This is a genomic window from Paenibacillus sp. Dod16 (genome assembly GCF_049893405.1).
GTDB lineage: Bacteria > Bacillota > Bacilli > Paenibacillales > Paenibacillaceae > Paenibacillus_AQ.
The window spans coordinates 12,140-26,723 of the sequence record NZ_JBNDYG010000024.1 but is presented as its reverse complement, the minus strand read 5'-3'; the positions used below and the strand labels follow the sequence as shown (position 1 = coordinate 26,723).

Sequence of the window (14,584 nt, the reverse complement as noted above, 5' to 3'; positions counted from 1 at the left end):
TAACGGAAACCGTATCACTTCTTTAGTTGATTATGCTCCTTTGCCTACATCGTCCTCACCCCTCTTCAGGTTTTCAGATGATGCAGATCCTTCCGTTACAACATCTTGCTCTTCTCCAAGTATTATCACAGCACCACTAGTATTTCTAAACGTATCTTCTAAATTTGCAGTGGAATTCTCAACCCTCTCGATGCGTTTTCCATACTTGCTCGTATGAATAGTTTTATGCCACTCAGGTTCACTACCATCTGGTACATACCCGAGTTTGACAACATAAAGAGTGAATGTCTTTTGGTCAAGTTGCACTTTCTTCCTTGCTTTGTCAAAAGTAAATCCCTTTTCCAAGTACATTTTAATTCGATCCTCAATGTCGCCTTTCTTCCGTTTAGATAGTAATAGAAGAATTAATAGAAGCAGGATCAGAAGCAAACCAATGACAATTACATATTTCAGCCAGTCTGGAATGCCATCGGTTACTTCGAGCTTTTGGCTGTGCTCCATCGCCGCTTGAGCTTCATCCTTTTCCTTAGGAGTTACAGTAAACTGGAAGATTCTCCATTCTTTCTGACCATTGAAATTAGCTTCAAAGTAAGCTTCATAATTACCAGGCAGCAGCAGCTGGTTTTCGGCAATACTTACCATTTTGGCAGTCGTTCCGTAGTAAATGGATCCAGCTTCGTAATCCTCACGGAATACGACTTTTTTAGCACTATCCCTAATCTCCAAGTAACCTGTTGGTTGTTCTAGAATGGTGCCTTTGTTTTCAAGATCGATTGTAAATCTCGATTCCCCTGATGCCACATAATCGTGGTTCAAAGAGTTAATCGACATGCCATGTTTAGCTTTATCAATTTTATAATCCATAACAACCCACATACCGAGTTCTTCTAATACATCTGGAGTTAAAGTTGCGTTCTCAATATTCGTCTTTATTTCTTGACCCTCTCTAAACTGCGATACTCCCACTACCCCGATATGCTGTCCGGGTTCTAGATTTTCGGGGATTTTAACTGTGTAGGTATATTCCCGCATTTCATTCGGTCCCAATGTAATGTCTTTGGGCCCCTGTGGGTAAAACCACGAGCCTCCAAGCGTCACTCCTGTGTTATAACTACCAAAACCTCTACCTCCGTTCTGAGCCGGTAATGCATCTGTAGCATAAATTTTGAGATTAATTTTCTCATCTAGCAGGTTCTTCACATAGAATGTGTATTTTCTTTTCTCTCCTGGAATAACTTCATCTCGATAATATCCAAGGCCGTTTCTTGCTTCTTTACTTGGTGATAATAAGAATGAAGCTTCTGGAGCAAGGGCTGGGTCGATTTCCTGCTGAGTCAAATTCTCAGATGATGCATATTCAAACCGATGCATTTCTGCAGCGTTAACATTTTCTGGAGCAAGACTTAAAGTGACGATTAACATCATGGCTAAAGAAAATAGTTTTCTCCTCAAATGTCCTGATGCTCTTCTGTTCACTAGACCAAATTGCTGATAGATAGTTTTCATCTTTGAAATTATCTTCATTTCTTTTACTCATCTCCTACTGAAATTAGTTTGTATTGTCTGAAAGCAATTCAAAATGAGTGAGGTGCTCATGCATGGTTAAATTTATATTTCCAGAAAGTAATTACATGGTTCTTACTTCTCACCCAAATTCTTGAAATAAAAAAAAAGCACCTCTATAATGGCTACTAGAGCCAATATAGAGGTGCTTCCTCTTTTGAAATCATTTAGTTATTTATAAATATACCATTCTGTCTACGAGTCGTAAAGACAAAAGGAATCGATTTATCCATAATAGTGTGAGATATATAAGAGATATTTCAGCTCTTAGGAGGGTTCCCCTTGTCCAGAGCTAAACCCAAAATATTTCTTTTGCAAGTTAGACCAATCTATCCAGCTACAATAGTCAAAACCAACACTCATAGACTCTTCGATGTGCCTCTATCCTCATGAAACTTAACCCGTTTTTTCTGGTTAGTTGTTATCTCATTAGACGTTTCTAAGCGCATTGTACGAACAGTTTCTATCATTGTTACGCATTCATGTGGAGTGACCATTTTTCCATCAATCGACAAAGGAAACATTTGTTTGTCTAAATGAATTTCCTTTTTTTCTGTCATGTCTTTGTCTCCTTATAATATTTCTCTGAAAGATTTATTAGAAATCAGTCCAAGAGTTAAGTTTTCCATTATGGAAGTGTATGTACGTTCTTCCATAAACCCACTGGTCAATTTTCATCTTAGCACTTGTGTACGAGTTTATTTCGTCTGGTGCCCCCCAAGACAAGAAAACTTGATCCTGAGACATACCTATACTTATTTTTTGTTGTGTTATTTTAGTCCAGACATTAGAAGACCAGTTGGTGTAAACACTCTTCGGATTCGTTGAATAAAATCCATTCTTAATTGGTTCACTAGGATCATCGTAAAAACTCAGCTTAAAAGTGACATCATGCCCGCTCGCACGCTTTGCTTGAATAATTAAATCTTTCCCCTTCATTTTAATTGATTTGAAATATACTTTTTCAATATTCAACAAGGGATTTGAGGATGGTAAGAGATTTTTATTTGCCCAGAAATACTTTCCTGTATAAAGATAACTCATGAGCTCATAGTGGAAATAAGTGCAAAATGAATCGGGTATCTCACCAATAACAATCTCCTCAATTACCTTACCATTATTGAGGAGGATATTAAATCTAACTGAATCACCGGTTATTGGATCTATTTCAATGACGTGACCCACTTTTTCACCTTTATATATGTATACTTTCTTACCCATATAATTTTTTAGATCATCTGAAACTTTATTAATTTGATCAATTAGTTGTGTAGTTTTAGATTTCCCACTCGTGTCACTCCATAAAAAAAGGGAATTAGGTTCATAAAGATACTTCCCTGATAAGCCTGTCATTTTATAAAAATCTTCAATTGTTATATAAGTCGTATCATCATACAAATATGAATTTGTATGATCCAGTTTAAAAGTGCCTATATCAGATTTGACCGTAATCGGCTTAGTATAATTTACTTTTACATTCTTGAGCTTGGCTAAAAGTTTTACTGGTAAATAGATACCACTCTTCTTGATCCCATCAAGGGTGTATGTTTTTTCTTTCGTTACAACTAGCTGCCCATCTAAAAATATCGCAATTGCTTCAGAGGCATATGCATTACTAGGGATAATATTGGATGCAGCCTCTAGTTTAGCTAATGGACTTATAAACAGTATTACTGAAACTAATGTGGCGATTAAAAGAGGTAGCTTTAGTGCCTTTTTCATGAGTTCCCCCACCTTATATGGATATCCTTACCTATCATAAGGTATCATATGTAGTACTAATTGGCTAGGTCCTCTTACTAGATCATTCATCTCTTAGTAATTAAAAATATATCAAGGTTCTAATAATCAGCTCATTGATCTTCTTTTATACTCTTGAGTTCTCTGAGTTCCTAATAATAATTGAGGATTCATTCTCAATACAACTCGTATTTGTATCTTTCGCATTATCCTGATTCGTATCATCAACCCTAGCTTCAAAAATAATTTGTAATGCTTTAACCATCTTCTTCATATCTGGTTCGTACGTAGCGTGATATGTAATGTCGTTTGGATTTTTCATTCGTGGTGTTGCTCCTCTCTATCTTCGAATTAGAATAGATCATTGAAGAGAAAAACACTTTATTTATAAATCGTCATCACTTCCATTTAAACCCGTAAATATTACACACTTTAGGTTCGTCTTCCTTAAAAGAGTGTCCCACTATCGATTCCCAAATACAATGGTACCCAGCATGATATATTGTTTCGTGGAGTCCCTGAAAAATCGTTTTGTATTGGTTGTCATATGTTACAACCAAATGCTTTGTATATTGGTTTGGGAAATTGGGGTTTATATAGGAAGTTAAACCATATAAAGCTGCTGATGCAATAACAAACGCATCAATAGAATCTTCTCCTTTAAGTAAGGGGCCATTGGGGACTGACAAAGACGCATTATTCATAAATAGATTATAGTTCCCCTTAGGTTTGTATTCACCAGCTCCAAATCCCTCGTACAGAAATATTCGTGAATCACCAATTAGCATTTTCTTGACATTTTTGGTCGCATCCGTCTTTAGTGTATCCTTATCAAGAAAAATAGATCTTTCTAGCAACATTGTCTTGACCGTCGTTGCTGCTGCTACTCCTTGGTGGCACCTGTACATTCCTAATTCCTCAGGAAATCTGCCTTTCATTTCGTAAACTCCATCAGTTATGTCCGGAAAAGGATACCACATCACTGCTTCTATTCCAATTGCAATGCTGAGACTCTTATTTTTGATATCCTGATCAAGAATGTACGGCAATCTATTAAGTCCTATGCCTCCATCTACGATTTCTCCCATTGCATTAATTTTTACCCAGCCTAAATTTTTGCTTCTGCTTGAAACATCGATCCCGTAAATATAATCGATTATTTTCATGGTTTCCTCCTTAGCAATAAATAGGTTGTGAAGCGGGATACCCCCTGAGTGCAGGCCATTCAAGTATACATATATAATTTCAAACTACATATAATATATTCTAATCCTGATCTTTTTTCTCGCTCTCATTCATTTTAAGGGAATGGATAACTTCAGTTAATTGATTCAGAGATTCATCCAAAGAATCCAATTTCTCTACAATGGTTTGTAATACATAACGAATGAGGATAAAACATAGTGTTACTGGAAAACCGACATTAGTAACTAATGTTGCAAAATCTGTTACTTGCATAGGAAATCCCCTCCGCACCTTATTTTTTATAATGTAGGGAACATATAAGTTAAACTTCACAACTCGAAAGATTAGAAAAGTGTTATAATGGGGAACAAATGTTCCTATTTTGGTTGTGGAAACACCCAATATATTTCCCTATATTTAGAAAGGATGAAGGGAGGATAGATCAATGGAGAAGCAAGTAAATGTCTACGAACGATTTAAGAAAGAAGTATACCGTATTGGTTGGAGGGTTCAATACCGCGCGAAAACTATTAAACGGAGAGAATGTTATTTCAATGGAATGGAGCAGTTCACAATTACTAGTTCAACCTTGAGTAGTGAGGACAGGATTATCGTAGAACAACTATTAGAAGCATTACCACCTCAGGGGAAATTTATTATTTCTCAATTGTATTTATTCGAACAAACCGAATCCGAGGTCGCCAATCAATTAAACATGACGCAACAGGCGGTGAATAAATGGAAAAAGAAAATGTTAAGAAAATTATCACAGACCATGAATTCCTAGAATTATTACAAGCTGCCAAGAATAATGATCACGAATCAATTTTGGCACTCATTGATTTATTTAAAAAAGACATCCTCTCTATTAGTAGATACATTCATCTACCTAAAGAGGATGCCATCTCAGAAATTACATTAGAAATACTAGAGTTTATAAAAAGAAGCGATGATGAAATCATCTAACAAGACACAACCCTTTCTTTGAAGATACTACTAGATCTCGCTTATATCGTTTCTTCTATCTGTTTCAAATAATAATCGTATTGCATCATAAGATCTTGTATTATACACTTTTGTCATAGAGCGATTTACAGAGCTCAAGCAATCTTTTTACTAGATCAATATTATACAAAACCCACCGTTTGGGATTTGTAATGTTCATTTTAGAAACGATTTCACCACAGGAATAAGTTAACCTTTTCCATTGGCACCAATATAAGTATACGATACTTTTGTTTTGAATCCCCTTAGCATATAAAATAAAACATGTAAAAATCCCAACAATAAAAATATTGATGGGATTTTTTATGTGCAAATAAACCATCTATTTTTTCTCAATTTATTTGAAAGCAATCATTCACTTCTCTTTTCGATGAGCTCAACCAGAAAAGCAGCCATAGTTATTGAACTAAATTAGGTCTCACGAATAAACAGAAAGCTAAACAGTCGCTATTATTTTAATGATGATTTTTCTTTTAATAGCAATTCATCATATTGATTTAATAGCTCATCTAATTCCTTTGACTTCAACAGTACAATAGGATCAGTGAGGTTGAATTCTTCTACAAGCTCGTATAATTCTATGCGTGCTCTCTCAATTTCTCTTTTCATTTAGTTCTCTCCTTGAAATATCCCCATATCTCGGGAGTCTTCAATATGTATGTATTAATGCGGCAAATATCATAAAGCAAACTTTAAAAAAATATAGCAATAATACATAACAGCACCTATTGTTGTCAAAAGATAAGCAGCACTAATGAAATATAACAATATGTTTAACCCACGTTTTTGTTTCTTTTCTGGAACTGACCTATACAGTCTTGAGCTACTGTACAAAAAATCCCCCTGCTTAAATTCCTTCATTTTCATTTCCTCACTTTTATTCCTTGGACAGTTGGCCCATCTAGCAACATAATAGAATAATGCTTGAAACACATCTCTCTTGTTAACTTTGGCCTCCTCAGTAAACTTGCGAATTACATATTAAATATGGAGGCTCATGGAAAATTATAACTAACACAAACAAAAACGACAATAACAACATGAAAATAGTCGTTATAAGAACTCCAATTGTGACTATTTCATGTTCTACACTGACTACGAGGTGTAGAGATGAATAATGTGATGGAACTGATAGGTTCAAGAATCCGACTTTATCGAATGGCAAAACAATGGACCCAAGAACAACTTGCAGAAGCTATAGGATCAACAGGATCTTATGTCGGTCAAATTGAACGAGGAGAGAAGAATTTTAGGATCCAAACACTCATTAAAATCGCAGACGCTCTTGATGTAAGCATCTTCAATCTTATGGATAACGACAATGAAGAATATCTCTATCAGAAGAACTGGGTCTGGGAAAGTGTTACACTTATGCTGCAGCAAAGTGAGGCCAAACAAAGAAAAATTTATCGTGTACTTCTTGAAATGTTAGCAGAGGAAACAGACTGAGTAACGTATGTATCTCCATTCACTTCATGCCATATTTATAAAGGGTCGCCTATTTGGCGACCCTTTCACGTATTAAAAGTGTGTGTGAACTATACAAACAAATCAATAAAAAATAGAGACCCTCTTCTAAACTTGTTTCTCAATATAGGATGTTTTCACTTATAATGCAATTATTCATTATAAATATTATTATGGTTGTCTTTTTCACGTAATAAATGCTTTTACAATACTAAAAATACTGGAGAAAACTAATGAACGATGAATTCATGATTGATATATCGAACCAAACTGAACTTGCATCTGGAACTCTTTATCTCATGAACATAGCAAAGTCATCAATTGATAATATGTCTTACAAGTTTATAGATGAATGCGTTTTGCTATTAGAAGAAATGGGCTCCTCTGCATTTGGAACGGTCATTATTATGTTCGATGGATATGGAGACATACCAGCGGAATTGTACGAATTAAAAGAGGTTAGGAATTGGGTTTTAGGATTATTTGAAAAATATCCTTATTTTCTCTATTTCATAAATTTCAGTTTAGATTCACATATCACCTTATTATCTTGTATTGGAGACATTGAGATAGTATATCAAGGTGATCTAACTCTTTCTCCAGTTGAATATCAACATTTAGGTATAGATCCTTTTGCATTAGAACAGAAGCGATGGTTCATTTCATTACCAGTTGAAATTTATGTAAAATTGGAAAGAGGGCTCATCCAGTACGGTAATCATGTCAAGGATTTTTTGGGTTCCTCTGAAACCATAAAGATGATCAATACCATAACAAAAATAATTACATAATGGAGCTCCGAATTAAGTATTCTGTTCAATTCATGGGGAATTGAGATCGGGTAATTTTCTGATAATGAACAAGACTTCGTTCCCCTTATAAGGTGAGTAATACAATAAGTAATAAACTAATAATTACAAATCCTTAGTATCTCTTGTTGCTATATATTCACATACCTGCTTTGCAAGATCCTCAATATCGTCTTTCCTTGCGATCTTTAGTACCCACTTTCTCGGGATGTCGTTGTAACCAAATGCCATTCCAGCTAACCCTCCAGCTATGGTTCCTATCGTATCCGTATCCCCACCCAGGTTAACAGCTGCGAGTACCACATCTTTGTATGAATCATGTTTTAAAAAGCACCAAATGGCAGCTTCTAAAGTATCCACTACATAACCAGTTGATAAAACTGCATCCTCTGGACGATCTTGTATATCATAATATACCGAAGGGAAATATGTGATTTGAAATTCATGTCCAAAATGAGTTCTCATAGTTTCCTGCATCAAATAATAACTAGAGATTCGATCATGCCCTTTAAGTAGATTCGAGGCGATTTCTATGAGAATAATGCAGGCGAGAACTGAACGTCGATGGGCATGTGTAATAGAAGATACCTCTTCAACAAGTTCTACTCTTTCTTGGATATCCTTATTATATGATATGAAAGCGAGCGGAAGAATTCTCATTAATGAACCATTGCTATTACTATCTTCATCATGTAGACCTGAATCTGTTGGCGTAATATATGATAATCTATCTAAAGCAAGTCTGGTTGTTGTTCCTATATCAAAAACTACTCCATTTGCAGTCCAGTATCCTTCCTTATACCACTTAAGGAACCTATCTGAAATACTTTGAAGAGAATAACCTTCGAGTAATGATTCTAGTGTACATAAGAATAATGAGCTATCGTCTGACCATGTTCCTGGCGGCTGATTCCAAGTACCATACCCAGTCAATCCTCTGATGGGCCGCGCTCTCAGCTCTTTTCTGCCTTTGAATTCAACCGGTACACCTAATGCATCACCAACACAGCTTCCCATAATCGCTCCATAAATCTGTAAAGTTAACTCAAAGTTTTGATTAAGGAATGTTGGAATTATTTCTTCCTTCTTCGGCCCTGTATACTTTTCCGGATTAAACAATCTTCTGAAAAAAGATCCACTTATCGATTTCATCAATAACTCCTGTTCAATTTTAATTTAACTCAAATCATTTCTTGGATTGATAGGCCTACATAAAATTTTCGATTACTTCCTCTAACCTCGGTAATTACTTGTTCTAATATTCGTATTAGATCCCTTGTCATCATCTCTCCATCCACATTAAAGTTTTGAACTGTTGCATCACTGGCAATTAAGTCACTAAGAGTCATCGATGAATCTTCTTCAATGTTAACGCCTGCAGGGAGTTCCTCCAAGAACACAGATGTATCCTCTACCCAATGGCCATTTACAAGTGGAATATCAATTTCATCCAGAATCAAATTTAATTCATCAATCGATTTCACTGACCAAGTTTGTAGTATATCCTTCATGAAAAACTTATCTATCCATTCAGACCAACAACGCTTTCGGATATCTAATGGTAAATGTTTAAACTGTTCAATTGGAATAATCTGTTCATATATATTGTAACTTTTTCCATCCCCGCATTGAGTGTATTCAAGTTGCTGTTCCTTGGTCATTAAGGTATAAGCAGTTACCATACCACCTCTACCGCTTTTAACCCTACTAAACGAACCATTTGCCGCCCGCTTTTTTGTCTTACTATCGCTGTCAAAGACTTTTCTTATATCTTCAGACATTATCGTCCCTCCCTTGCCCTCGCACTGATTAAGCAAGGATATATTAGTACAATTTTTTATTTCAATGTAAGATAAACACTCGATACCAATGTTATATCAGACTTCCTTATTTTCCAGAAATAAATCATAAACAAATAAAACGCCTTACACCTGTAATTTAGGTAGCAAGACGCCATTGTGTTTCGATCTTTATAAAAAATCTGGTTTTTGTTGGTTATTCTTAAGTGAAATCTTTGCCCAGTATGCTTAGTAATGTGTTAACAAAGATAAACATCTTGTTGCTGCTTGCTCCAATCAATTAATTGAACTCCCTCAGTACGATTCAATTTACTCATGAATACTCACTTATTCGCAGGATTTCACCCCTGTCCAGAATTGCAGAAGGAACGTAAGACAACCCTCGTAGTAGACCAAGACAACATGAAGGCGTGAGGAAATAGAGGGGAAAGCTACAAACCCCATATAATTCCATATACTGCACGCATTCTCCACGCCGCCCTGGAGGTTTTCACTCCCATGTCTCAACGGGTCTGTGCCCTCTCATTCCTTCGTTACGCCTGTCCAAGGGGTGGAGGCCGGTCTTGCTAACGTTACGGGTCGGTGCCCTTTGGTTCAATACATCCGGTACTCCGTGCTTTCTTTGAAATCCTGCGAATAAGCCAAAATTCATACGACGAAACGGCTAAATTAAACTTAAGCTGCTTGTTGAATTGGCTTCGTTTTATACGGATTGTAAGCCTCTTTACTACGAGCCATTCCAACGAGTACTCGTGCTAATTTACCACAAAGTTTCATTAGAGACCTCATTTTCTTCATCTTTCTGACCTGTACATTGTACGCATGCATCGCTTTGAACTCTGGGTTGTTACCAACTAAACTTATGGTCATCATGAAAATGAAACGGCGAAGGCGTGATCGTCCACGTTTACTAATCTTCATCTGCCCCGTCCATTTACCTGAGCTTGCTTCTGCAAGATTGAGACCAGCATGGCGAAGCAGTGCATTACCATGAGAAAAACCACTTAAATCTCCGGCCTCACCAAGAACACCAGCGAGTGAAATGGCGCTAATCCCTTTGACAGCAAGCATTGATTTAGCAAAAGGAATACGGGCTAAAACTGCTGCAATCTCTGCCTCTACTACTTGCAGCTGCTCACAAGCTAGGTCATATTCAGCGAGAAGCTGCGTTAGGTGGAGCTTGTACGCCTTCGTTGCCTGCTTAGAGCCAACTGAATGATGAGCAAGCGCAATAAGGGTTTGAGCTTTTTTGTCCCCGGGTTGACGTTGCATAATGGATTTCCAGCCCTTTACCACTTCCTGAGGCGTTAGCTTGCTCAGTTCTTCAGGCGTCGGGAAAAGACGTAATGTGGCCAATGAACCTCTGCACATCAGGTTCTTAAAGACTTGTCGCAGCTCAGGAAACACTACGTCAACCCAACGATGGATTTGGTTCTTCGCACTAACGAGTCTTGTAACGATGGAGTCTCGGTTTGAAAGTAAGACACGAAGTTCCGCAAACGCTTCAGGCGTGTTGCGAATGAACGAATAGTAGCCGTTTTTAACCATGTCTGCGATGACCAGAGCATCCTTTTTGTCGCTCTTCGATGGTGTATTGTCACGGTTTTCCTTGTTCTTTTTCACGAGATGTGGATTAACAAGAACAACTTCGAATTGTTTCTCGTATAGCCATCTGGAGACGTTTAGCCAGTAATGCCCCGTCGGTTCCATGCCGATGATAGCGCAGTTAAGATTATGGGCTGCTTGCAACGATTGAATCCAGCGAAGAAGGATCTGGAATCCTTCTTCGTCATTAGAAAAAGATAGCGGATTGCCAATAGCAATCCCACGGAAGTTTACCGCACGAGCGACATGCGTTAGCTGTGCAATGTCGATTCCGACGACGAGATGCTGAGGGGTAATTTTTTCAATGAGTTGATTTTGTTTGTCCTGGGCTTTAAACTTCATAGTAGAGCGTCCTCCTGGATGATGGGATTTTAAGGGCTATGACCCGTTGCGTACTCCCATCGTACCGAGGCGCTTTTATTTTTGCAAAGCTGATAATTAACGCTCTACAGGAATGCTAACGTTCTCTATTTCATTTAAACTGAGTATTTCTACTCGTTTATAATCCAGCTCATAAACCAATAATATTTCTCGTGTTCTATCAAATTGCAGTACTTTACCGAAAATAACTTGTCGTTTCCCCCTAGCTTTTACAATTTCTAAACGGAGTAAATTTCCGTCTTTAAAAACCTGACCCAGGTCCGATCCAATCATATGACGTGCTCCTCTGTCTGTATATGCGCTCTCTATCTATCCTTAGGGTATCACAAAGAAAAAATATCGAGAATATGATTAAATGAGACGCTGCTACAGGCCAGCTTTTTAGGATATAAAACGACCGGAGTAAATAAAATAAGAAAATTCCCCCAAACAAGCTCTGTGTCTATAAAAAATTAATTAAGTTGATTGTAATGCGTGTTTGCGTCAGTTATAACCTTTCCATCCTTTACAGTAATCTCCACACAGGTTCTAAATTCATGAGGATCCAATTGTTTATTACTACCTACTAGGATAATATTTTGAGAACCCGCCTTATTATCGTTTGTTCCGAACATCCTAATATGGGTAAAACTTGTACCGAAAGTGCTTTTTATCCCTCCTAATAAATCATCACTTTGATTACCTGCATAGTTGAGAATAACTATTCCATCAGAAGTTAACTTCTTAAGTACCTCTTGCACAAACTCTCTTGTTGTTAAATGAAAAGGGATCGTTAAATCTTGATAAGCGTCAAGGAAAATAAGATCGAAAGATGCATCTCTCTGTTGGCCTAACACCTTACGACCATCTCCAACTATCACATGGTCACCGTTATAACCAAAAAATTGTTTGCTCAGCTCTACAACTTCGGAATCCAACTCGACGCTGATAAGATTTTTATCCTTATAAAATTGGGGGATCGTGCCAATACCATGCCCTATCACAACCCCCCGATCGAAGTCAGGCATATAGTAATCAGCAATTTCAATCATGCTTTTAGTATATTTCAGTAGTGGCTCATCTGGTTGATCCATATCCATGATTCCTTGATAGCTGTTTTTATTAAACTGCATCCCCAAGTAATTCCCTTTCTTCCCGTAGACAGATTCCAGTTTTACAATTGATATAGGGTTATAGATGCTTTCAGTATGGTACATCAAACCTTGATCTTTATTATGGATGGCCATGCCCAAAATAGGAATAAAGCAAACAGGTAAAATTAGAATACTGATTACCATGGAGTTGATACCACCTTTTTTACCGATGAGGAAACTTGAGAGTAAAATCATCACGGAGTAAACACAAATTACGAATGCGACATTAAAATTTGGAATCACCAGAAAGGTAGTACAAAGGGTTCCAAAAATGCTGCCAACTGCAGGTATCTGATGAAGATGACCTATTTTTTTTCCGCTTACACCCTCATTTAAAACAATCTTAGATATTACCGGCACGATCCCGCTTAAGAATATATTTGGGAGGAGTAAGAGAAGTATGGATGCAATTAGTATTCCAATCCCTTGTGGTAACTGGTTCAAAACCGGAAGTACATATGGTGCAAAGAATGGGATTATTGCCATGCTTCCCGCTCCGGCCAAAAGAAATACGGTCAGGATCATTCTGTTCTTATTGGTATCAGCTGCCCTTCCCCCAACCCAATAGCCAATAGTTGAACCAACAAGGAAAATAGATATGATTGATCCCCAAATGTACTGACTACTGCCGAAATATGGGGTAAATATTCGAGAGGCTAGCATCTCCAATCCCATGTAAACAAAAGAAACTAAAAACATAATAGTATAATACCGTTTAATCAAATTGACCTCCTTATAAAAAAAGCACCGAAATAACCCTATCACGGGTTATTTCGGTGCTTCCGATTCAATGTGGATTTCTTTAATTTAAAGCCTATTATACCATGGCTGAGCCTCTTCAAGAAGCTCGTTTGAATCTTGAGAAATATTCTGATAAGATCGAACTAAAGTTGATATTATACAAACCGGAAGCACCGGTCCATTAAGCCATCATGGCTTGTTTGGGCCGGTGAATTTTTTATTTAAAAGGAGTGTTTAGATTGGTCATAAAAGAACAATTCGATGTGGTTTTGGGCCACGATATATTCAGTGAAACCCAGACTGTAATGTTGGAAGAAGATCGCTTCAAACATGAGCTCCTGATCGGGCCTTCAAAACAAGAATTAATCACTTTTGCAGCTTTACCGCGAATCGAACAAGACATAGAAAAGTTGGTGTCTGGTGAACCAGTAGGTATATTCATACTATCAGAAGATCTAGAACTCATGGAGGCTATAGAGGCCATTCTGATAAAGCACAAAGTATCTGAGTCAATGATACACAATCTTACTCCACTATATACCACCCAAATAGCAACTAATCCTTTGGCCTACGCCTCAATCTCGGATGCCATGACTAATGGGGGGATTGTACTCGTGCATCCATCAAAATCGATAGACCCATTCTTCCGATTTCGTTTAGTTGATCATTTTATTTCAGCATTTAGTATGTGTGCATTTAGGCGATCAGCTGATGAAAAACGTATCCCTGTCTTTCTAATGATTGAAACCCCATTAGTTTACAAATCCGATGAAGAACTCCGTAGCCTACTGATGTTGGGGCGTCGATATCGTGTAGGTTTATGCTTAATCGATCATTCATTCACCGAACTTGCTAATGAGGAGATGCTGCTTCGCAATATCCACAACTTTACATCTTTTTATGAAATAAAAAGCTTGGAAGAAAAATGGCTGATGGAGAACCTGCTATGCCTTGAACCAATAGATCTGGATCATGTACAAGCAAGCGATACATCATCATTTTTTAAGTTTTATAGTCCGCTACAAGACTCTCCCTATTTTATTTCTTACAGTAAGACTGTATAACCCCATATACGATGAAGTAATTATTCGAATTAGAGGCTATCTCATTCATGTCGCAGCTAACCAATTAGTTTCTGACGAAAGCTAAGGAGGCC

17 protein-coding genes are annotated in these 14,584 nt (G+C 37.3%); 5 read left to right on the top strand and 12 right to left on the bottom strand.

Going from position 1 to position 14,584, the window contains the following annotated elements:
* Positions 1-30: 30 nt before the first annotated feature.
* From ACPV3A_RS17695 to ACPV3A_RS17670, 6 genes are all read right to left on the bottom strand, one after another.
* Positions 31-1,524 carry a WxL protein peptidoglycan domain-containing protein gene (locus tag ACPV3A_RS17695; protein ID WP_063477363.1) on the bottom strand — a complete coding sequence of 498 codons (1,494 nt, stop codon included), beginning with the start codon at positions 1,522-1,524 and terminating at the stop codon, positions 31-33.
* 398 nt (positions 1,525-1,922) lie between these two features.
* Entirely contained in the window at positions 1,923-2,123 is a 201-nt protein-coding gene (locus ACPV3A_RS17690) for a hypothetical protein (protein WP_063477364.1), read from the bottom strand.
* Between the two features lie 37 nt (positions 2,124-2,160).
* Positions 2,161-3,285, bottom strand: a complete 1,125-nt coding sequence (locus ACPV3A_RS17685; protein WP_063477365.1) for a hypothetical protein — start codon at positions 3,283-3,285, stop codon at positions 2,161-2,163.
* A 145-nt stretch (positions 3,286-3,430) separates the two neighbouring features.
* Positions 3,431-3,625, bottom strand: coding sequence for a hypothetical protein (locus ACPV3A_RS17680; RefSeq protein ID WP_063477366.1), 195 nt, complete (start codon positions 3,623-3,625; stop codon positions 3,431-3,433).
* A 76-nt stretch (positions 3,626-3,701) separates the two neighbouring features.
* A complete protein-coding gene (locus ACPV3A_RS17675) occupies positions 3,702-4,469 on the bottom strand; it encodes a hypothetical protein (protein WP_063477367.1) in 768 nt (255 codons plus the stop codon).
* Positions 4,470-4,569: 100 nt separating this feature from the next.
* Positions 4,570-4,761, bottom strand: coding sequence for a hypothetical protein (locus ACPV3A_RS17670; protein ID WP_063477368.1), 192 nt, complete (start codon positions 4,759-4,761; stop codon positions 4,570-4,572).
* Positions 4,762-4,933: 172 nt separating this feature from the next.
* On the opposite strand from ACPV3A_RS17670, the gene ACPV3A_RS17665 reads away from it, so the two are divergent.
* Together ACPV3A_RS17665 and ACPV3A_RS17660 are read left to right on the top strand one after the other, a co-directional pair.
* Positions 4,934-5,275 carry a sigma factor-like helix-turn-helix DNA-binding protein gene (locus ACPV3A_RS17665; protein ID WP_063477369.1) on the top strand — a complete coding sequence of 114 codons (342 nt, stop codon included), beginning with the start codon at positions 4,934-4,936 and terminating at the stop codon, positions 5,273-5,275.
* Positions 5,227-5,454 (top strand): hypothetical protein, encoded by a 228-nt coding sequence (locus tag ACPV3A_RS17660; RefSeq protein WP_063477370.1) that lies wholly within the window; start codon positions 5,227-5,229, stop codon positions 5,452-5,454. The genes ACPV3A_RS17665 and ACPV3A_RS17660 overlap by 49 nt, the downstream gene beginning before the upstream one ends.
* A gap of 489 nt (positions 5,455-5,943) precedes the next feature.
* Here the strand turns inward: ACPV3A_RS17660 and ACPV3A_RS17655 are convergent, their stop codons facing one another.
* Positions 5,944-6,102: an aspartyl-phosphate phosphatase Spo0E family protein gene (locus ACPV3A_RS17655; RefSeq protein ID WP_082834219.1), complete on the bottom strand. Its 159-nt coding sequence runs from the start codon at positions 6,100-6,102 to the stop codon at positions 5,944-5,946.
* A 501-nt stretch (positions 6,103-6,603) separates the two neighbouring features.
* On the opposite strand from ACPV3A_RS17655, the gene ACPV3A_RS17650 reads away from it, so the two are divergent.
* Positions 6,604-6,942 (top strand): helix-turn-helix domain-containing protein, encoded by a 339-nt coding sequence (locus ACPV3A_RS17650; RefSeq protein WP_063477372.1) that lies wholly within the window; start codon positions 6,604-6,606, stop codon positions 6,940-6,942.
* Between the two features lie 251 nt (positions 6,943-7,193).
* Positions 7,194-7,751 (top strand): hypothetical protein, encoded by a 558-nt coding sequence (locus ACPV3A_RS17645; RefSeq protein ID WP_063477373.1) that lies wholly within the window; start codon positions 7,194-7,196, stop codon positions 7,749-7,751.
* Between the two features lie 123 nt (positions 7,752-7,874).
* Here the strand turns inward: ACPV3A_RS17645 and ACPV3A_RS17640 are convergent, their stop codons facing one another.
* The 5 genes from ACPV3A_RS17640 to ACPV3A_RS17620 all read right to left on the bottom strand — a co-directional run bounded on the left by ACPV3A_RS17640 (position 7,875) and on the right by ACPV3A_RS17620 (position 13,410).
* The gene (locus ACPV3A_RS17640; protein ID WP_197477050.1) at positions 7,875-8,921 is read right to left on the bottom strand and encodes an ADP-ribosylglycohydrolase family protein; all 1,047 of its coding nucleotides are present in this window, start codon (positions 8,919-8,921) and stop codon (positions 7,875-7,877) included.
* 29 nt (positions 8,922-8,950) lie between these two features.
* Complete coding sequence (locus ACPV3A_RS17635) at positions 8,951-9,550, bottom strand: hypothetical protein (protein WP_063477374.1); 600 nt, start codon at positions 9,548-9,550, stop codon at positions 8,951-8,953.
* Between the two features lie 693 nt (positions 9,551-10,243).
* On the bottom strand, positions 10,244-11,515 hold the full coding sequence (locus tag ACPV3A_RS17630) for an IS110 family transposase (protein ID WP_063477375.1): 1,272 nt from the start codon (positions 11,513-11,515) through the stop codon (positions 10,244-10,246).
* Between the two features lie 96 nt (positions 11,516-11,611).
* A complete protein-coding gene (locus ACPV3A_RS17625) occupies positions 11,612-11,827 on the bottom strand; it encodes a hypothetical protein (RefSeq protein WP_063477376.1) in 216 nt (71 codons plus the stop codon).
* A gap of 179 nt (positions 11,828-12,006) precedes the next feature.
* The gene (locus ACPV3A_RS17620) at positions 12,007-13,410 is read right to left on the bottom strand and encodes a fused MFS/spermidine synthase (RefSeq protein ID WP_082834220.1); all 1,404 of its coding nucleotides are present in this window, start codon (positions 13,408-13,410) and stop codon (positions 12,007-12,009) included.
* Positions 13,411-13,667: 257 nt separating this feature from the next.
* Between ACPV3A_RS17620 and ACPV3A_RS17615 the strand changes: the two genes are divergently transcribed.
* On the top strand, positions 13,668-14,492 hold the full coding sequence (locus ACPV3A_RS17615; RefSeq protein WP_063477377.1) for a hypothetical protein: 825 nt from the start codon (positions 13,668-13,670) through the stop codon (positions 14,490-14,492).
* Positions 14,493-14,584: the final 92 nt, after the last annotated feature.